The following is an 18,308-nucleotide window of genomic DNA, read 5'->3' as shown; positions in this document are numbered from 1 at the left end:
CAATGAGAGCTTCATGATGTTCAAGAAAATTCTGATCGCAAATCGGGGCGAAATCGCCTGCCGCGTCATCCTCACGGCCAAGAAGATGGGCATTGCCACGGTCGCCGTTTATTCCGACGCCGACCGCGACGCCCGCCATGTAGAGCTGGCCGACGAGGCCGTGCACATCGGCGCCGCCCCCAGCCGCGACAGCTACCTGCAGGCCGACAAGATCATTGCGGCCTGCAAGCAGACCGGCGCTGAGGCGGTGCACCCAGGCTATGGTTTTCTGAGCGAGAACGCGGGCTTTGCCAAACGGGTGGAAGAAGAGGGCATCGTCTTCATCGGCCCCAAGCACTATTCGATTGCCGCCATGGGCGACAAGATCGAGTCCAAGAAGCTGGCCGGCGCTGCAGGCGTCAATTGCATTCCTGGTGTCAACGACGCGATTGAAACCGCTGAGAAGGCGGTGGAAATCGCCAAGGGCATCGGCTACCCGGTGATGATCAAGGCCAGCGCGGGCGGCGGTGGCAAGGGCTTGCGCGTGGCCTTCAACGACAAGGAAGCCTTCGAGGGCTTCACCAGTTGCCGCAATGAGGCGCGCAACAGCTTTGGCGACGACCGCGTGTTCATCGAGAAGTTTGTCGAAGAGCCGCGCCATATCGAGATTCAACTGCTGGGCGACTCGCACGGCAATGTGATCTACCTGAACGAGCGCGAATGCTCCATCCAGCGCCGGCACCAGAAGGTGATCGAAGAGGCGCCTTCGCCCTTCATCAGCGACGCCACGCGCCGTGCCATGGGCGAGCAGGCGGTGGCGCTGGCCAAGGCGGTGAAGTACCAGAGCGCGGGCACGGTCGAGTTCGTGGTGGGCAAGGACCAGAGCTTTTACTTTCTGGAGATGAACACGCGCCTGCAGGTAGAGCACCCGGTGACCGAATGCATTACCGGGCTGGACCTGGTGGAGCTGATGATCCGCGTCGCCGCCGGCGAGCCGCTGCCCTTGACGCAGGCACAGGTCAAGCGCGATGGCTGGGCCATTGAGTGCCGCATCAATGCCGAAGACCCGTTCCGCAGCTTCTTGCCCAGCACCGGCCGGCTGGTGCGCTTCCAGCCGCCAGAGCAGACCATGTTTGCGGCCGACACCCAGCACTGGCACGGCACGCGGGTGGACACCGGCGTGTACGAAGGCGGCGAGATCCCGATGTACTACGACTCGATGATCGCCAAGCTCATCGTGCACGGCACCGACCGCGCGCACGCCATCGCCAAGATGCGCGAGGCGCTCAATGGCTTTGTGATCCGGGGCATCAGCAGCAACATCCCGTTCCAGGCCGCGCTGCTGGCGCACCCCAAATTTGCAGCGGGTGACTTCAACACCGGCTTCATCGCCGAGCACTACGCCCACGGCTTCCGTGCCGAGGACGTGGTGCACGACGACCCCGACTTTCTGGTGGCCCTGGCCGCCTACATGCACCGCCGCAGCCGCGCGCGCGCCTCGGGCATCAGCGGGCAACTGGCGGGGCACGGCGTGAAGATCGGTGAGCAGTTCGTGGTGGTCACGCTGGGGGCCGAGGGCAAGAACGTCTACACGCCGGTGTCGGTAACCGACTTTCATGGAAAAACAGGCGCTAGCGTAGTGCAGGCGGGGGCTTTTAGCTACAAGATAGATAGCGGCGCCGGCATGGGCCAACTGCGGGTGCAGGGCATCTGCAACGACAAGCCTTTTGTTGCGCAGATCGAGCGCGGCACGCAAAAGAACCCGCTGGCCATGCGCATCCAGCACAACGGCACCCAGATCGAGGCCATGGTGCTGTCGCCGCTGGGCGCGCGCCTGCACCAGCTGATGCCCTACAAGGCGCCGCCAGACCTGAGCAAGTTCCTGCTCTCGCCCATGCCCGGCTTGCTGGTGGACGTGGCGGTGCAGCCCGGCCAGAAGGTGCAGGCCGGCGAGAAGCTGGCCGTGATCGAGGCCATGAAGATGGAGAACATCCTGTTTGCCACCCAGGACGGTGTGGTGGGCAAGGTGGTCGCAGGCAAGGGAGAATCGCTGTCTGTCGACCAAGTCATCATGGAGTTTGCGTAATGAGTGCAGTGGATCTTCAAGACGTGCAGGCCGTAACCCTGCACCGGCCGCCCAAGCTGGTGGCCCCCGCCGGCCCCTGGCCGGTCGAGGCGGTGCAGGCGCTGCTGGATAAACCGCTGCTGGATCTGGTGTTCCAGGCGCAGACGGTGCACCGCCAGCACTGGCCCGCGGGCGATATCGAGCTGGCCACGCTGCTGTCGGTCAAGACCGGCGGCTGCCCGGAGAACTGCGGCTACTGCCCGCAGTCGTCCGAGTTCGACACCGGCGTCAAGGCGCAAAAGCTGATGGAGGTCGACGAGGTAGTCCGCGCCGCCCAGGCCGCCAAAGACGCCGGCGCCACCCGCTTCTGCATGGGCGCCGCCTGGCGCGCGCCCAAGGACCGCGACATCGAGAAGGTGGCGGCGTTGATCGGCGCCGTCAAAGGCCTGGGCATGCAGACCTGCGCCACGCTGGGCATGCTCGAATCGCACCAGGCGCTGGCGCTGCGCGATGCGGGCCTGGACTACTACAACCACAACCTGGACACCGCGCCCGAGTACTACACCGACGTGGTCAGCACGCGCGCCTACCAGGACCGGCTCGACACCCTGCAGCATGTGCGCAGCGCCGGCATCAGCGTGTGCTGCGGCGGCATCGTCGGCATGGGCGAGGCGCCGGTGCACCGCGCCGGCCTGATCGCGCAACTGGCCAACCTGCAGCCCTATCCGGAATCCGTGCCGATCAACAGCCTGGTGCGCGTGCCCGGCACGCCGCTGGCCGACAGCGATCCGATCGACCCGTTCGACTTTGTGCGCGTGATCGCCGTGGCGCGCATCACCATGCCCAAGGCGCGCGTGCGCCTGTCCGCCGGCCGCCAGCAAATGGGCGAGGCCGTGCAGGCGCTGTGCTTCATGGCCGGCGCCAACTCCATCTTCTACGGCGACAAGCTGCTGGTCACCGGCAACCCCGATGTGGAAGCCGACGTGCAACTGCTGCGCAAGCTGGGCCTGAACCAGCGTCACACGGCGGTGACCGAAGCATGAGCGCGCCCCTGGCAAGACCCTTCAAGGTGCTGGGCGTGCAGCAGATCGCCATCGGCGGCCCCGACAAACTGCGCCTGCAAAAGCTCTGGGTCGACATGCTGGGCCTGGAGTTCACCGGCACCTTCCGCAGCGAAAGCGAGAACGTGGACGAGGACATCTGCGCCATCGGCAGCGGCCCGTTCAAGGTCGAGGTCGATCTGATGCAGCCGCTGGACCCAGACAAGAAGCCCGCCGTCCACACCACGCCGCTGAACCATGTCGGCCTGTGGATCGACGACCTGCCCCGCGCCGTTGAATGGCTTACCGCGCAAGGCGTGCGCTTTGCGCCGGGCGGCATCCGGCGCGGCGGGGCGGGCTATGACATCTGCTTTCTGCACCCCAAGTCGAACGAGCAGTTTCCGATTGCGGGCGAGGGCGTGCTGATCGAGCTGGTGCAGGCGCCGCCCGAGGTGGTGCAGGCGCTGTCTGCCGTCGCCGCCGGATGACGCGGCGTGCAGCTCAAGTGGCTTGAGGATTTTTTGGAGCTGGCGCACACGCGCAGCTTCACCCGCGCCGCGGAGCTGCGCCATGTCACCCATCCCGCCTTTGGCCGGCGCATCAAGGCATTGGAGGCCTGGGCCGGCACGCCGCTGATCGAGCGCAGCGGCACGCCCATCCGCCTCACCGCCGCCGGCGAGGCCCTGCTGGAATCCGCCGAGGCCACGCTGCGCGGCCTGCAAGGCGTGCGCGAAACCCTGCATGTGGCCGCCGGCCAGCAGGCCGGCACGGTCACCCTGACCACCGGCCGCACGCTGGCGCGCACCCTGTTGCCAGACTGGCTGGCGCGGCTGCAGCCGGCGCTGCAAGGGGCAGAGCTGTGCATCAAGACCAACAACCTGGCCAACGCCGCCGCCATGCTGGAGCAGGGCGAGGTCGACTTCGCGCTGATCTACCACCACAGCGTGCTGGCGGTGAAGCTCGACGCCCGGCGCTTTGTGCACGTCACGGTGGCCACCGACCGCCTGGTGCCCATGTCGCGCGCCGACGTGCAGGGGCGGCCCTTGTTCCAGCTGTCTGATGCCGGGCCGACGCCTTTTCTGGCCTACCCCACCACGCTGGCCATGGGGCGCCTGCTGGAAGACCACCTGGCCAACCACCCGGCCGCGCCGCAACTGCAGCGCCGGCTGGAATGCGATTCGGCCGACGCGCAATACGAGTACGTGGACCGCGGGCTGGGCGTGGCCTGGCTGCCCTGGTCCCTGGGGCACGGCGCCTGCCAGAGCGGGCAGTTTGCCGTGGCCGGCGGCAAGCAGATGGAGATCCACTTCGAGGTGCGCCTGTACCGCCCCAAGCGCCGCCTGAGCGTGGCGGCAGAGGCCGTGTGGCGGGCGTTGGCGGGCTGAGCAGGTTTTGCTCGCTGCCTCTGAAAATATTGGTCAAACATGCCTCTAGCCCAGTTGTGGCCTGGGCTATTAGCTATCTATTTTGTAGTATTGGCGTGCTACCAACCCAAAGGAGGCATGTCGCGGTGAAATGCATGTCGCTATGTGCAGCTCGACCTTCAGGGCTATGTCTTCAGTCATGCTCAAACGACGGGGCTTTGACCGCCATCGACATTGATGGCTGTCCCGGTGACGAAGCCACCGGCCTCGGATGCCAAGAACGCTGCCAGGCTGGCGAACTCCTCTGCCTTGCCAATTCGGCCCAGCGGAACCGCGCCACCCAAGTCTTGAAGAAACTCGGAATAGCGCTTGTCCTTGGCACTCTTGTCGTAGAGGCGCTTCCACTGGTCGCTCTCAATCAGGCCGACAAGTAGTGAGTTCACCAGCACGTTGTACGGCGCACCTTCGTTTGCAAGCACCTTGGTAAGCGCCATGCCTGCCGCACGGGTGACGGAGGTCGGTGCGCTATTTGCCTTCGGTGCCTTGGCCTGCGTATTGAGAACGTTGATGATGCGTCCCCACTTCCGCTGCTTCATACCTGGCAATGCCAGCCTGGACAGCCGGATGGCTGCGAACAGTTTGAGGTCGATGTCCGCCTGCCAGATCTCGTCCGACGCCTCTTCGAACGAGCCCGTCTGGGCCTTTCCCGCGTTGTTGACCAGGACGTCGACCTGACCGAATGCTTTCACGGTTGCATCAAATGCATGCTGGGTGCCTTCTGCGGTTGCCACATCGGCCACAAAGCCAACAACGTTGCCTTGCGAGCACGCATCGAGTTGCTCCACCGCGACCGTCAGTGCCTCTGCGCCTCGCGCGACGATGGCGACCTTGGCTCCGTTGGTGAGAAATTCCTGGGCCATGGCGAAGCCCAATCCGCTGCTGCCGCCAGTGATAAGGGCTACGCGGCCATCGAGACGGATGTTCATGAATCTTCTCCAGCAGCCGTTAGGCCGCAATCTTCAGATGTTGAAAAAGGCGATTCAAGCGTTGGACGCCAAACGTACGATGGCCTCGATTTCTACCTCTGCTCCAAGGGGGAGCCAGGCCACGCCCAATGCCGTGCGCGCTGGAAACGGTGCAGTGAAGAACTCACCCATCACCTTGTTGACGAGCGCCCAAGAGTCCTTTTCGATGAGGAAGACACTCAGCTTGATGACGTCGGCAAGACTTCCGCCGCCCGCTTCGACGATGGCCTTCAAGTTCGTGAGCGTTTGGCGAATTTGCGCTTCCACACCCTCAACAAGCTTCATCGACTGAGGGGCGATGCCAATCTGACCAGAGGTGTAGACAAAGTCGCCGGTGACGACGCCCTGGGAGTAGGCGCCCAGAGCCTTTGGAGCTTGTTCCGTGGTGATGATTGTTTTCATGATCGTGTTTCCGTTCAGGTGTTGATGGTGCCGTCCAGGCAGGTCATGGATTGGCCGCCGATTTGCACTGCCCCATCGGTGCCGATGTTTACGGAGATGCGACCAGCGCGTCCCACCATGACGCCTTGGGTGCTGACGTACGAACGCCCAAAGGTCTCCGTTTGGCCGGTCTTGTGAATGAATGCAGCGATGGCGCCGTTTCCGCTGCCGCAGACGGGGTCCTCATTGATACCCAGAATGGGAAAGAACGCCCGCGATTCGATGGTTGCGTCAGGGCGGTCGGTGTGGAGACCAAACACGACGAAGCCGACGATGCCCATGGCCTTGCTGAACTCCCACAACATATCCAGCTTGGGCTGCAGTTGAAGCGTCTGGTCGGCCGTTGGCAACTGCACAACGATGAAGCTTGGGCCAACACTCACCCATTCAGCGTGAAGGATGCTGGAGCGCGGGATTCCGAGGATGTCCGTCACTGCCTCGAAATCTTGGTCACCGAGAGTATTGAAGGCGGCGGCCGGAAGGTCAAAAAAGATGCTGCGGCCAATCGGGTCGGTTTCGTTGACCTTCAGCTTCACCAGGCCAACACCGCACTCCTGCACCAATTGCCCATTGCGCGCTGAGCAGATTCCGGTTTCGAGAACGGCATGTGCAACCCCAATGGTCGGATGACCCGCAAAAGGAAGTTCCACCGTGGGTGAAAAGATTCGAACCTTGTAGTCGGCCTCAGGACTGGTGGGGCGCATCACGAACGTCGTCTCTGAAAGGTTTGTCCAGTTCGCGATGCCCTGCATTTGGTCGCCGCTCAAGCCATCGGCATCAAAGACAACGGCAACTGGATTCCCTTTGAATGGAACATCCGTAAAAACGTCGATCACCTTGAAATGCTTGTTCATTTGAGCCGTGTGTTGCGTGCAGTTGAGGGCCGGCGAGGAAGCGTTGCCCTTGGCCTTAACTCTAACCAGGCACGCCGTTTTATTGCTGCACACAGCACATCACATTGATGCATCAAGGAGCATCTTGGGTGCCACACTCTAAAATCGGAAACCATCATCCACAGGCAGACTTGTGACGGCCCCATCCATTTTTGAGGCGCAACATTCCGACGAATTCGCAGCATTCGTGGCCATCGCTGAGACGGGCTCCTTCACAGAGGCTGCAGACCGCCTGTCTCGTCATCCGTCCGTCATGTCCAAGCGCATGGCCTCTCTCGAGGCCAGGCTCGGGGTGAGGCTTATCGAACGGTCTACCCGCCGGGTGAGGCTGACGGAGGCAGGCAATGCCTTCCTGGAGCGCGTCAAGTTCGCAGCGCACGTACTTGAGGTGGCAGAGCAGGAGGCGACTCAACACTCAATGAACGCGACCGGGATACTGCGCGTGTCGCTTCCTGGCGCTTTGGGCCGCATGTGGCTGAGCCCACTCATGGTCGATTTCGCGAGCAAACACCCCGGCTTGACGGTCCACGCCGAGTATTCAGAAACCTATGTGGACGTCATTGCGGGTGGATTCGATGTGTGTGTTCGTGCCGGGACGCTGGAAGACAGCCGGCTAGTGGCCAGTCGACTGTGCGACCAAAGCCGGATTCTGAGTGCCTCTCCGGCGTACCTCGCAAGAGCCGGTGAGCCCCGGCATCCGTCAGAACTCAGCAAGCACAGCTGTCTCGGGCATACGGGCTTGAACAGCTATCCCGCTTGGCATCTCATGCGCGGAGAAACGAGGGAGACGGTCAGTGTCAAGAGCGCCTTCGTCAGCAATGAAGGTGAAGCCCTTCTCGATGCCGCCCGCAGCGGTATGGGAATACTCGGCTCAAGTAACTGGCTGGTGGCCAAGGACATCGCAGCGGGTCGGCTCGTGCGAATCATTCGCGGATGGACGTTCGATACGAAGTCAGCAATCTATATCGTTCGACCGTCTATCAAGTTCACGCCCCACAAGACAGCTGCGTTCTTGAGGTTCATGGAGAACGCATTTCGCAATGGACCACCGTGGATGCCGCCTCACCTGAAATGAGCCATGCCCTCAGCTGAACTTCCAGCGTTTGAGCACGGCTATCTCGTTGGGCTGGTCTGACGCATACGGTGAAATAGCACAAGCCCGTGCCATTTCAGCACCAGGCACGGGGCGCCCAACTCCCAGAATGCCGGCACCACTTCACGAGGTATCGCGATGAAAACAATCTCCTGGGCCTGCCACGCCGTCTTCAGCGCCTGTTTGCTGGTGAGCGCCGCACCGGCTTTGGCGCAAGCCGCCAGTTACCCGCAGCGCACGGTCACGCTGGTGGTCGGCTACCCGCCCGGCGGCAGCACCGATATGGTGGCGCGCACCCTGGCGCAAGAGCTGGCGCCGCGCCTGGGCCAGCCGGTGATTATTGAGAACGCCGGCGGTGCCGGCGGCTCCATCGGTGCGCAGAAGGTGGCCAAGGCGGCACCAGACGGCTACACGCTGCTGCTGGGTGCCAACAACGAGGTCGCCATCAATGCGTTGGTGAAGAAGTCGGTCCACTACACGCAGAAGGATTTCACGCCGATCGGGCTGGTGGCCACGCAGCCGCTGATCCTGGTGGCGTCGGAGGCCAGCGGCATCAAGAACACCGCCGACCTGGTCCGCATTGCCAAGAGCAAGCCCGGGCGCGTGACCTATGGCAGCTCAGGCGTGGGCACCTCGCTGCACGTGGCCGGTGAAATGGTCAAGCAGCAGGCCGGCATTTTCATGACGCACATTCCCTATCGCGGCACCGGGCCGCTCACCACCGATCTGCTGGGCGGCACGCTGGATATCGGTGTCTATGTGCTGTCCAGCGCACTGCCGCAGATCCGCAGCGGCAAGGTGGTGGCCATCGGCACGACCGAGGTCCAGCGCTCGCCGGTCACGCCCGACATCCCGGCCCTGGCCGAAACCCCGGCGCTGAAGGGCGTGGACGTCAACGTCTGGTTCATGCTGCTGGCGCCCGCGAACCTGCCCGAAGGCGTGGCCACGCGCCTGAAGACGGCACTGGCCGAATCCCTGAAGTCGGCCGAGTTCCGCAAGAAGATGGAAGCCGCCGGCTCCGTCGTGCAAAACGCGCAGCCCGACCTGCAGGCCTTCCTGGTCGCGGAGACAGCCAAGTACAAAAGCATCGTGCAATTTGCCGACATCAAGGATGAATGACGTGTCCGCCTTTTCCCTGCCCGTCCCTGATATCTCTGCCTGGCGCGCCGGCAACTGCGGCGTTGAAGGTGTCTGGCGTTTCGACTCCGGCCTGCCGGGCCGCAAGGTGCTGGTGACCGCGCTGGTGCACGGCAACGAGCTGTGCGGCGCCTGGGCCTTGAAGGGCCTGCTGGAGGCCGGGCTGCGGCCGCGCCGTGGCAGCCTCACGCTGGCCTTTTGCAACCTGGCCGCCTTTGACCGCTTCGATGCGGCCCACCACGACGCCTCGCGCTTTGTCGATGAAGACATGAACCGCCAGTGGCTGCCCGAGCGCCTGGCCGATGCCTCCACCCAGGAGCGGCGCCGCGCGGCAGAGCTGGCGCCCTTTGTCGAGCAGGCCGACTGGCTGTTGGACCTGCATTCCATGCACGAGCCAGGCCTGCCGCTGTCGCTGGCTGGTTTGTCTGCGGCCAACGTGGCGCTGGCGGTGCACATGGGCGCGCCCGAGCACATCGTGGTCGATGCCGGCCACAAGGATGGCGTGCGCATGCGCGACTTCGGCCGCTTCGCTGCGCCAGAGGCCTCCGGCGTGCGCTCGCTGCTGATCGAATGCGGCTTCCATGGCGATCCGGCCAGCCGGGTCGTGGCGCAGGACCAGTGCGCGCGCTTTCTCGAAGCCTCCGGTTGCTGGGATGCGGGCGAGTGCGACCAGGCCCTGCCGGGCTGGCGCCAGCCCGCGCCGGCCGCGCAATGGGTGCTGGAGGTGACGGGCGGCGTGGTCGCGCACAGCGAACATTTCAGCTTCACCGAAGCCTTCACCGGCCTGGAGACCATCCCCAAGCAGGGCACGGTGATCGGCTTCAACGAAGGGCCGGTGGTCACGCCCTATGACGACTGCGTGCTGGTCATGCCCTCGACCCGGCAGGCGCGCAAGGGCGTGACGGTGGTGCGCTTTGCGCGGCGGCGTCCCGCATCGGATGCACAAGCGCTTTCTGCCGTGGCCGTACCCGGGTAATACCTAGGGCAAACAGCCGGGCCGGGCCGGTTCTGCGGGCACGGATGCATTGAAGATGGAGGCCATCTCATTTGCAAACGAGGAGGTCGTGCCGTGCATGCATTCGATCCCTTCCGGCCCGCCCTGTGGCTGCTGCGCCGCCTGCGGCTGCCGGGCAAACTGGCGCTGCTGGCCGGCACCGCGCTGCTGGCGCTGGCCGCATCCTTCCACGCCGGGTCGCAAGGCGGCGGCCGTTGGTGGGTACCGGCGCTGGGCGCGGCCCTGATCGCCTACGGCGTGCTGGCGCTCTACCGCAGCATGGCGGCCGACCTGGCGGCGCTGACCCAGGCCATGCGCCAGGCGGCCGACGGCAACCTGCGGGTGCAGTTGCAGCAGCAAGGGCCGGATGAGTTGGGCGAGCTGTCCCGCATGCTGGGGCGCATGGTGCTCACGCTGTCGTCCATGGTGGCCGACATCCGCAGCAATGCCGCGCTGGTGGCGCATGCCGGCAGCCAACTGGCCGAGGGCAACCGCGCCCTGGCCGAACGCACCGAGCAGCAGGCCGCCAATCTGGAGCAAACCGCCGCCAGCGTCGAGCAGCTGTCTGCCACCGTGACACAGAACGCGCAGACCGCGCAGCGCTCTGACGGCCAGGCCGCTGGCGTGCGCGACGCGGCAGACGCCGGCGCCACCACCATGGCGCAAGCCGTGGCCTCGGTCGAGGCGATCCGGCAAGACGCGCGGCGCATGGGCGAGATCGTGGGCGTGATCGACGACCTGGCCTTCCAGACCAACATCCTGGCGCTGAACGCGGCGGTAGAGGCCGCACGCGCGGGCGAGGAAGGGCGCGGCTTTGCCGTGGTCGCGGCCGAAGTGCGCCACCTGGCCCAGCGCTCGGCCGCGTCGGCGCGCGAGATCCGGCAGCTGATAGGCGCATCAACCGCGCAGGTCGAGGCCAGCGCCGGCCTGATCCGCTCGGCCGGCGAGCGCGTGGCCGGCATCGCGCCCGGCATGCACGCGGTGGCGCAAAGCATGGCCGAGATATCGCTGGCCAGCGCAGAGCAAAGCGCCGGCCTGACCGAGATCACCACCGCCGTGCAGCAGCTCGACCAGCTCACCCAGCACAACGCGCGCATGGTCGAGCAGGCCGTGGCCCAGGCGCACAAGCTGGAGCTGCGCGCCTCCACGCTGGCCTCTGCCGTCCAGGCCTTCCAGTTGCAGCAAGGCACGGCCGAAGAGGCCGTGGCCTTGGTGCGGCGCGCACAGGACGCATGCCGCACGCAGCCTACGCCCACGGCCTGGCTGCAGTCCATCACCGACCCGGCCCAGCCCTTCCACGACCGCGACATGTATGTGTTCGTGCTCGATGCGCAAGGCGCTTACCGCGCCTTTGGCGGCAACCCGGCCAAGGTCGGCACGCAGGTGCAAGACATCCCCGGCATCGACGGCCAGGGCCTGCTGGACGCCATCGTGCAGCAAGCCCAGTCAGGCCCGGGCTGGGTCGAGTACGACATCACCCACCCGGTGACGGGCAAGGTGCAGACGAAGATGTCCTTCGTCACGCAGATCGGCAAGGGCTTGTTTGCCGGCTGCGGCGTCTACAAACGGTTGGCGGCTTAGAACGTGTTTGGCCTGCATATTTTGATGAAATATGCCTTTTGCCAAGGTGTGGCCTGGGCTTATAGCTATCTATTTGATAGTTGCGTGCTTTGCTTCAACTCAGGCGCGCCGCAGCTTCATGTTGAAGCGGAACTTGTCGGCCGGGTACAGGTTCACGGCGACCTCGGCCACCTTGCCTGAGGTGGTCTTGTAGGTGCGGCGCACCTCCACCACGCTGGAGCCGGCTTCAATCTGAAGGCCTTGGGCAAGTTCGGCGGAGACGCCGCGCACCCGCAGCATCTGCTCGACCTCGACCAGGCGCTCTCCATACATGTCCTCGATGAGCCGCCAGACGGGCCCGCGCTGGCGGCCCATCATGCGCTCCACGCCGGCGTACTCGGCGGCGACGAACACCTCGGTCCAGCAAATGGGCGCGGCGCCGGGCTCGTCGCTCAGGCGGTAACCCTGCAGCCGCAACCAGCGCCGCTTTGCCGGCAGTTCGAGGTCATCGTCGGCCACGTCTTCGCTGTGCACGAGGTCGGTGTGGTCCACCTCGTAGCGGCTTTCGGTGGCGTAGGCGATCAGCTCGTCGATCGATGTCACGCGGTGCACGTTGAAAGGCGTGCTGGGCTGTGGCGGCATCACGGTGGTGCCAGAGCCCTGGCGTGAGGCCACCAGGCCGTCGGTGCGCAGCTGGCGCAGCGCCTCGCGCACGGTGTGCCGGCTGACGGCGAAGCGCTCGACCAGTTCGCCTTCCGTTGGCAGTTGCGAGCCCACCGGGAACACGCCCTTGACGATGTCGCTGCGAAGCGACTGGACGACTTGTCGGTACAAGGGCTCGCCAGACGCTGCCGCAAGCGCCGGCAGCACGCGCGCGCGCGCCGCAGGCCGCTTGGCTGGCGGCGCAGGGGCCTTGGCATTCTTCGCAGTTTTGGGCATGAAGGCAATTTTGCCTCACGCGATTTGTACGGACCCGTCAGTCTTCGATGCCGTGTCCCCGCTTGGGGACCAGCACGGTGCGCTCGAAACGGATCACCTCGGTGCCATCGGCCTTCTTGCCCGATGTCTTGACGGTCACGATGCCCTGGGTCGGGCGGCTGGCTGATTCCCGCTTGGCCAGCACGGTGGATTCGGCGTACAGGGTGTCGCCGCAGAACACCGGGCTCACCAGCTTGATGTCGTTCCAGCCCAGGTTGCCGATGGCCTTCTGGCTCACATCGCTCACGCTCATGCCCACCACGATGGACAGGGTCAGGCAACTGTTCACCAGCGCCTGGCCGAACTCGGAGCGCGCCGCGTAGGCGTTGTCGAAGTGCAGGGGGTGCGTGTTCATGGTCATCAGCGTGAACGTGATGTTGTCGTTCTCAGTGATGGTGCGGCCGGGCCGGTGCTCGTACACGTGGCCGATCTCGAAGTCCTCGAAGTAGCGCCCGAAGCTCTCCCGGAAGCGGCCGGGAGCGATTTCTACGACGGTGCGGGTCATGGGTTGATTTCCTTCAGAAGCGCGTGGTGTTGATCGAGAAGAGGCGAGTCGAGGCAGGGCGCCGCGGGCTCGTGGAGGAAGCGGACGGGGCTGGCGATGTGCGGCCGCCCGTCGCCGTCGCGAGCCACCATGCGCCGCGCCGCCACCTGCGGGTCCTGCAAGGCCTCGGGCAGGGTGTTGACGGCGCCAAAGCAGACATCGAGTCCGGCCAGCCGCTCTTCCCACTGCGCGCGCGTGGCTTGCAGAAAGCTGTGCGCGAGGAAGTCCATCACCGGCTGCTGGTGCGCGCCCGGGCCGCGCAGGCACAGCGCCGCAAGCTCGGGGCGGCCCAGGGCATTGAGCAGCGCGTGGATGAACTTGGGTTCCTGGCCGGCCAGCGCAATGCGCGCGCCGTCGCTGGTGCGGTAGAGCCGGTAGAAGGCGCTGCCGCCCGTGGTGCGTTCGAGCTTGGGCTGCGGCTGGCGGCCCTCTGCGAAGGTCGGGCCTGTCACGTTGGGCAGCGCCGCCACCATGCAGTCCAGCATGGCGATGTCGATGTAGTCGCCCCGGCCCGTGGCCTGGCGCCGCAGCAAGGCCATCAGCACGCCATTGAGGCCCTGCAACCCGCTGAGCAGATCGGCCACGGGAATGCCCGGGATGGCCGGATGGCCGTCGTCGCCCAGGGTCAGGCTCAAGGTCCCTGAAAGCGCCTCTACCGCCAGGTCGTGCGCCGGCCGGTCGCGGTAGGGGCCGTCTTGCCCGAAAGCGCTGATCGAGCAATAGACGATGCCGGGGTTGCGCCCGGACACGGCTGCGTAGTCGACGCCCAGGCGCTTGGCAACGCCGGGGCGGAACGACTCGACGAAGACGTCGGCGCTGTCGGCCAGCGCCAGCAGGGCGCTGCGGTCTGCGTCCTGCTTCAGGTCGAGCACGATGCTCTTCTTGCCGCGGTTGAGGTTGCGGAAGAAGACCGTGTGCGGCCCGTCGGCCAGGCCGATGTGCCGGCCCGGATCGCCTTCGCCCGGCTGCTCGATCTTGATCACTTCCGCCCCGTGATCGGCCAGGCCGAGCGTGAGGTAGGGGCCCGGCAGGAAGTTGGACAGATCGATGACGCGAATGCCCGCCAGCTTCATGGCGTGCCTCCTTCTACGGCCAGCATTGCAAGAACGCGTTCCGTGTCGGCGCCCAGCGCGGCGCAGGGCCGCAACGCCGGGCGTTGCCCGTCGAATTTCAACGGGTTGGCGAGTACGCGCAGGCCAGGCTTGGCCGGATGGTCCACCTCTGCCAGCATGCCGCTTTCGTGGAAGAAGTCGCTCTCCAGTGCCTCGGCCAGGCCGCGCACCGGCGCAACCGGCAGCACGCCTTCGAGCCGGGCGAGCCAGTGGCTGGTTGGGTGGCGGCGGAACTCGGCGTCCAGCACTTCACTCAGGGCCACGCGGTGCTTGTTGCGCGACTCCATGGTCTGGAACAGCGGCGCATCGCGCAGGTCCGGGCGGCCGATAGCCATCAGCAGCGCTTCCCAGAACTTCTGCGTCATGCACATGATGAAGATCCAGCCGTCGGCGGTGGGAAAGGTCTGGACCGGGGCGATGGAGTAGTGCGCGCTGCGCTCCTGGCGCTGTGACACATGGCCTTCGTTGAGGTACCAGGTGGCCGCATAGCCCAACTGGTGCAGGGCGACGTCGTACAGGCAGGTGTCCACATCGCAGCCCTGGCCGGTCTCGCGTGCGCGCAGCAGCGCGGCCAGCAGCCCGATGATGGACGTCACGCCGGTCATGTGGTCCACGATGGAGGGCGCCCCGATGCGCGCGGGCGGCGTGTCGGGCTCGCCCGTCAGGTGCATGAGGCCGCTCTCGGCCTGCATCAGGTAGTCGTAGCCGGGCCAGGCGGCGCGGCTGGTGTCGCGGCCGTAGGCCGAGATGTGCACGCAGACCAGCGACGGGTTCAGCTCCGACAAGGCTGCGTAGTCGAGCCGCAGCTTGGCGGGCTGGTCGCCGCGCAGGTTGTTCAGCACTACGTCGGCACCGCGCGCCAGTTCCTCGAACGCGGCGCGGCCCTCGGGCGACTTCAGGTCCAGCGTGACGCTGCGCTTGTTCAGGTTCCAGCCCTGGAAGTACTCGCTGTCGTCCTGGCCAAGAAAGTAGGGCCCGCTGTGGCGCGACGGGTCGCCGCGCTGCGCGGGGTTCTCGATCTTGATCACCTCCGCACCCAGGTGGGCGAGGAACATGGTGCCGTACGGGCCGGCGCCAAACTGCTCCACCGCAATCACCTTCACGCCCTGCAGCGGCAGGTGCGCCGGCCGGCTTGCGCCGTCGCGGGCCGCGCTCATGCGGCGGGGTTCCTCTTGACCCACTGCTTGGCGATGATGATGCGTTGCATCTCGTTGGTGCCTTCGCCGATGCAGGTGAGCGGCGCATCGCGGTACAGGCGCTCGATGTCGTACTCCTTGGAGTAGCCGTAGGCGCCGTGGATGCGCATCGACTCGGTGCTGTTCTCCAGTGCCGCCTCCGAGGCGAAGTACTTGGCCATGCCGGCCTCCATGTCGCAGCGCTCGCCGCGGTCGAAGATCGCCGCGGCGTCCAGCGTGAGCAGCCTCGCGGCGCGAGCGCGCGTGGCCATTTCCCCGAGCTTCAGCGCGATCGCTTGGTGCTCGGCAATCGGCTTGCCGAAGGTCTTGCGAATCTGCGCGTACTGGGTTGCCAGGCGCAGCGCGCCTTCGGCAATGCCCACGCCGCGCGAGGCCACGTTGATGCGGCCCAGCTCCAGCCCGCCGGTTGCCTGGTAGAAGCCCTGGCCTTCGACACCGCCTATCAGGTGTTCTGCGCCCAGCACGTAGCCGTCGGCGATCAGCTCGCCGGAGTCGATGCTCTTGTAGCCCAGCTTCTCCAGCTTGCGGCCGCTGGAGAAGCCCGGCCCCTTGGGCGCGATGAACAGGCTCATGCCCTTGTGGCGCGGCTGCGCCTCCGGGTCTGTCTTGACCAGCAGCGCAAAGCAGGAGCCTTCCACTGCGTTGGTGATCCAGGTCTTGGCGCCGTTGATGACATAGTGCCCGCCCTCGCGGCGCGCCGTCATGCGGATGCCCTGCAGGTCGGTGCCGGCGTCCGGCTCGGTCAGGGCCAGGCCGCCGCGCACCTCGCCGGAGGCGAGCCTTGGCAGCCATTCGTCCTTCTGGTCTTCGGTGCCGAACTTCTCTATCGCCAGCGCCAGCATCAGGTGCGAGTTGAAGATGCCGGTCACGGCCATCCATACGGAAGAGATCCGCATCACGATCTTGGCGTAGGTACTGGCGGGCAAGCCAAGGCCGCCGTACTCGGTGCCAACCGTGGCGCCAAACAGCCCGAGGGCCTTCATCTCTTCCACGATCTGCGCGGGGTAGCGGTCGGCGTGATCGAAGTCGCGGACCACTTCCGGCTTGAGCGAGCGTTCGATCCAGCGGTCGATGGCGGCGATGAACTCGGCCTCGTCCTCGGCTGAAATGGTGTGGGGTTTGCGTCGTACGTCCATGTTGTTTCCTAAAATGTACGTACAACTATAAAAACCATTCCGCGCATTTGTCAACTGCAGGCACTTGGCTGACTTCTGTGGAAATCGCATTTATTCCGCTGAAAACAGAGTGGAATCGTGCGATGTTTTAGGTGTTAACCCGGCTTGAGTCACGTGCTTGTTCGTATAAATTTGATTGTCCGTACAAATAAACCATGACGCACAGACGTGTCCCGTGGTCCAGACGAAAGGATTCCCCTGTGACAACTCTTGCCGATGCCGCCTCGGTGGCCTCAAAGCTGGTCTTCTCCATGCGCAACCTGCCGCTGCTGGAAGGCGGCGCCACCATGGAGCTGCTGGGCCTGGCGCCGATGCTGTGGGCGCACTCCAAGGTCTATTCGTCAGGCGGCGAGAACGCGCTGCACAGCCATGACATCGAGGACCACGTGTTCCTTGTGCTCCAGGGGCAGGCGGTGTTCACCTTTGGTGACGGCAGCACCTCGTCCGTGCGGGCGTTTGAAGGGGTGATGGTGCCGCGCGGCACGCGCTACCGCTTCCACGCGGAGGAGGGCGGCGGCAATCTGGTGATGTTCCGGGTGGGCGGCGGGGCGGTCAAGGACTCGTCCGACCTGGACCCCAGGTTCTCGATCCCGCGGGAGGCGCTGCAGAGCCGCAAGGACCCGGGCGGCCAGTACGCGGCTGGTGATGCCAAAGCCAATGGCGTTGCGGCACAACCCACGGTGTTCAAGGCGGGTGCTTTCTTCGCCGCCGATGCCGACACGATCACCCAAGGAGACTGAGCATGGACCGACGCACGTTATTGCAGGCGGCCGGCGCAGCGCTGGCTGCGCCCGTGTCTGGGCTGAGCTTCGCGCAGGCCTTTCCCTCGCGGGCGCTCACGCTGGTGGTGCCGTATGCGGCCGGCGGCAACGCCGACCTGACCGCGCGCCTCTTCGCTGATGCGCTGTCCAAGGCGGTGGGGCAGTCGGTCATCGTGGACAACAAGGCGGGTGGTGGCGGTGCGATTGGCGCGATGCACCTGGTCGGGTCGCGGCCCGATGGCCACACCTTGCTGTTCTCGGCGCCCAGCGTGTTCTCGGTCACGCCGCACCTGGTGAAGGTTGGCTATACCTTGACCAACATCCGGCCGGTGTGCCTGGTCAGCAAGACGCCGCTGGTGCTGGTGGTGAAGAAGGGCAGTCGGTTCAAGTCGCTGGCCGAGGTGGTGCAGGCCGCCAAGGCGGGCGCGTCTGCGGTGGCCATGGGCTATAGCGGCCTGGGTACGCCCAACCATCTGGCCATGCTGGACCTGGAGATGGTGGCGGGCGTGAGCTTCAACGGCATCGCGTACAAGGGCTCCGGCCCGATGCTGCAGGACATGCTCGCGGGCCAGATCGAGCTGGCCGCCGACCAGATATCCACCTCCAGGCCCTATATCGAATCCGGCGACCTGGTTCCGCTGGCTGTGTTTGGTGCGCCGCTGGAGCAATTGGCGGGCGTGCCTTCCGTCTCGACGCTGGGCAAGGAGCCCTTCGACGTGACCACCTACCTGGGCATTGCCGCGCCCAGCGGCACGCCGGATGCGGTGGTCACCGCGTTCCAGGCGGCCGCGAGTGCGGCGGTGCAGGAGGCCCGCTTCCAGGCCGGCATGCAGAAGATGGGGTCTTCTGTCTTCTGGGGCACGGGCGAGGCCTACGAACGCACGATGCGCGCAGAGAACGACTTCATGCAGCAGATGGTGGCCAGCGGGCGCGTCAAGGCAGGCTAGGCGG

Annotated in this window: 18 protein-coding genes; 10 read left to right on the top strand and 8 right to left on the bottom strand. The window is 65.4% G+C overall.

Annotation, left to right across the window (positions count from 1 at the left end):
- Positions 1-16: 16 nt before the first annotated feature.
- The 4 genes from AAFF27_15110 to AAFF27_15095 are packed head-to-tail and all read left to right on the top strand — an operon-like array spanning position 17 to position 4,469.
- A complete protein-coding gene (locus AAFF27_15110; GenBank protein ID XAH21356.1) occupies positions 17-2,065 on the top strand; it encodes an acetyl/propionyl/methylcrotonyl-CoA carboxylase subunit alpha in 2,049 nt (682 codons plus the stop codon).
- Positions 2,065-3,087, top strand: coding sequence for a biotin synthase BioB (gene bioB / locus AAFF27_15105; protein ID XAH21355.1), 1,023 nt, complete (start codon positions 2,065-2,067; stop codon positions 3,085-3,087). Before AAFF27_15110 ends, bioB begins: the two co-directional genes overlap by 1 nt.
- Positions 3,084-3,572: a VOC family protein gene (locus AAFF27_15100; protein XAH21354.1), complete on the top strand. Its 489-nt coding sequence runs from the start codon at positions 3,084-3,086 to the stop codon at positions 3,570-3,572. The genes bioB and AAFF27_15100 overlap by 4 nt, the downstream gene beginning before the upstream one ends.
- 6 nt (positions 3,573-3,578) lie before the next feature.
- Positions 3,579-4,469: a LysR family transcriptional regulator gene (locus AAFF27_15095; protein ID XAH21353.1), complete on the top strand. Its 891-nt coding sequence runs from the start codon at positions 3,579-3,581 to the stop codon at positions 4,467-4,469.
- Between the two features lie 182 nt (positions 4,470-4,651).
- Here the strand turns inward: AAFF27_15095 and AAFF27_15090 are convergent, their stop codons facing one another.
- From AAFF27_15090 to AAFF27_15080, 3 genes are read right to left on the bottom strand one after another with little or no spacing between them, the layout of a single operon-like run.
- Positions 4,652-5,434: an SDR family oxidoreductase gene (locus AAFF27_15090; protein XAH21352.1), complete on the bottom strand. Its 783-nt coding sequence runs from the start codon at positions 5,432-5,434 to the stop codon at positions 4,652-4,654.
- Positions 5,435-5,488: 54 nt separating this feature from the next.
- A complete protein-coding gene (locus AAFF27_15085) occupies positions 5,489-5,878 on the bottom strand; it encodes a Rid family detoxifying hydrolase (protein XAH26245.1) in 390 nt (129 codons plus the stop codon).
- Between the two features lie 11 nt (positions 5,879-5,889).
- Complete coding sequence (locus AAFF27_15080; GenBank protein ID XAH21351.1) at positions 5,890-6,768, bottom strand: PhzF family phenazine biosynthesis protein; 879 nt, start codon at positions 6,766-6,768, stop codon at positions 5,890-5,892.
- 172 nt (positions 6,769-6,940) lie between these two features.
- Here AAFF27_15080 and AAFF27_15075 point away from each other — a divergent pair, with 172 nt between their 5' ends.
- From AAFF27_15075 to AAFF27_15060, 4 genes are all read left to right on the top strand, one after another.
- Complete coding sequence (locus AAFF27_15075) at positions 6,941-7,882, top strand: LysR family transcriptional regulator (GenBank protein XAH21350.1); 942 nt, start codon at positions 6,941-6,943, stop codon at positions 7,880-7,882.
- Positions 7,883-8,038: 156 nt separating this feature from the next.
- Positions 8,039-9,019 carry a tripartite tricarboxylate transporter substrate binding protein gene (locus tag AAFF27_15070; protein XAH21349.1) on the top strand — a complete coding sequence of 327 codons (981 nt, stop codon included), beginning with the start codon at positions 8,039-8,041 and terminating at the stop codon, positions 9,017-9,019.
- 1 nt (position 9,020) lies between these two features.
- Positions 9,021-10,013: a succinylglutamate desuccinylase/aspartoacylase family protein gene (locus AAFF27_15065; GenBank protein XAH21348.1), complete on the top strand. Its 993-nt coding sequence runs from the start codon at positions 9,021-9,023 to the stop codon at positions 10,011-10,013.
- 93 nt (positions 10,014-10,106) lie between these two features.
- Positions 10,107-11,612 (top strand): methyl-accepting chemotaxis protein, encoded by a 1,506-nt coding sequence (locus AAFF27_15060; GenBank protein ID XAH21347.1) that lies wholly within the window; start codon positions 10,107-10,109, stop codon positions 11,610-11,612.
- A 99-nt stretch (positions 11,613-11,711) separates the two neighbouring features.
- Here AAFF27_15060 and AAFF27_15055 read toward each other — a convergent pair whose 3' ends face one another.
- Genes AAFF27_15055 through AAFF27_15035 form a run of 5 tightly spaced genes read right to left on the bottom strand, consistent with a single transcriptional unit; the run spans position 11,712 to position 16,557 of the window.
- A complete protein-coding gene (locus AAFF27_15055; protein XAH21346.1) occupies positions 11,712-12,530 on the bottom strand; it encodes a GntR family transcriptional regulator in 819 nt (272 codons plus the stop codon).
- Positions 12,531-12,567: 37 nt separating this feature from the next.
- Complete coding sequence (locus tag AAFF27_15050) at positions 12,568-13,074, bottom strand: MaoC family dehydratase (protein XAH21345.1); 507 nt, start codon at positions 13,072-13,074, stop codon at positions 12,568-12,570.
- Positions 13,071-14,186, bottom strand: coding sequence for a CoA transferase (locus AAFF27_15045; protein XAH21344.1), 1,116 nt, complete (start codon positions 14,184-14,186; stop codon positions 13,071-13,073). Before AAFF27_15045 ends, AAFF27_15050 begins: the two co-directional genes overlap by 4 nt.
- Positions 14,183-15,382 (bottom strand): CoA transferase, encoded by a 1,200-nt coding sequence (locus tag AAFF27_15040; protein ID XAH21343.1) that lies wholly within the window; start codon positions 15,380-15,382, stop codon positions 14,183-14,185. The genes AAFF27_15045 and AAFF27_15040 overlap by 4 nt, the downstream gene beginning before the upstream one ends.
- Positions 15,379-16,557: an acyl-CoA dehydrogenase family protein gene (locus AAFF27_15035; protein ID XAH21342.1), complete on the bottom strand. Its 1,179-nt coding sequence runs from the start codon at positions 16,555-16,557 to the stop codon at positions 15,379-15,381. Before AAFF27_15035 ends, AAFF27_15040 begins: the two co-directional genes overlap by 4 nt.
- Before the next feature lie 239 nt (positions 16,558-16,796).
- Here AAFF27_15035 and AAFF27_15030 point away from each other — a divergent pair, with 239 nt between their 5' ends.
- Together AAFF27_15030 and AAFF27_15025 are read left to right on the top strand one after the other, a co-directional pair.
- Complete coding sequence (locus AAFF27_15030) at positions 16,797-17,336, top strand: cupin domain-containing protein (protein ID XAH21341.1); 540 nt, start codon at positions 16,797-16,799, stop codon at positions 17,334-17,336.
- Positions 17,337-17,338: 2 nt separating this feature from the next.
- Positions 17,339-18,304 carry a tripartite tricarboxylate transporter substrate binding protein gene (locus AAFF27_15025; GenBank protein ID XAH21340.1) on the top strand — a complete coding sequence of 322 codons (966 nt, stop codon included), beginning with the start codon at positions 17,339-17,341 and terminating at the stop codon, positions 18,302-18,304.
- Positions 18,305-18,308 lie beyond the last annotated feature (4 nt).

The organism is Xylophilus sp. GW821-FHT01B05 (genome assembly GCA_038961845.1).
In the GTDB taxonomy this organism is placed as follows: domain Bacteria; phylum Pseudomonadota; class Gammaproteobacteria; order Burkholderiales; family Burkholderiaceae_C; genus Xylophilus.
The sequence above is the reverse complement of the archived record's forward strand: the minus strand, read 5'-3'. Positions and strand labels throughout refer to the sequence as shown.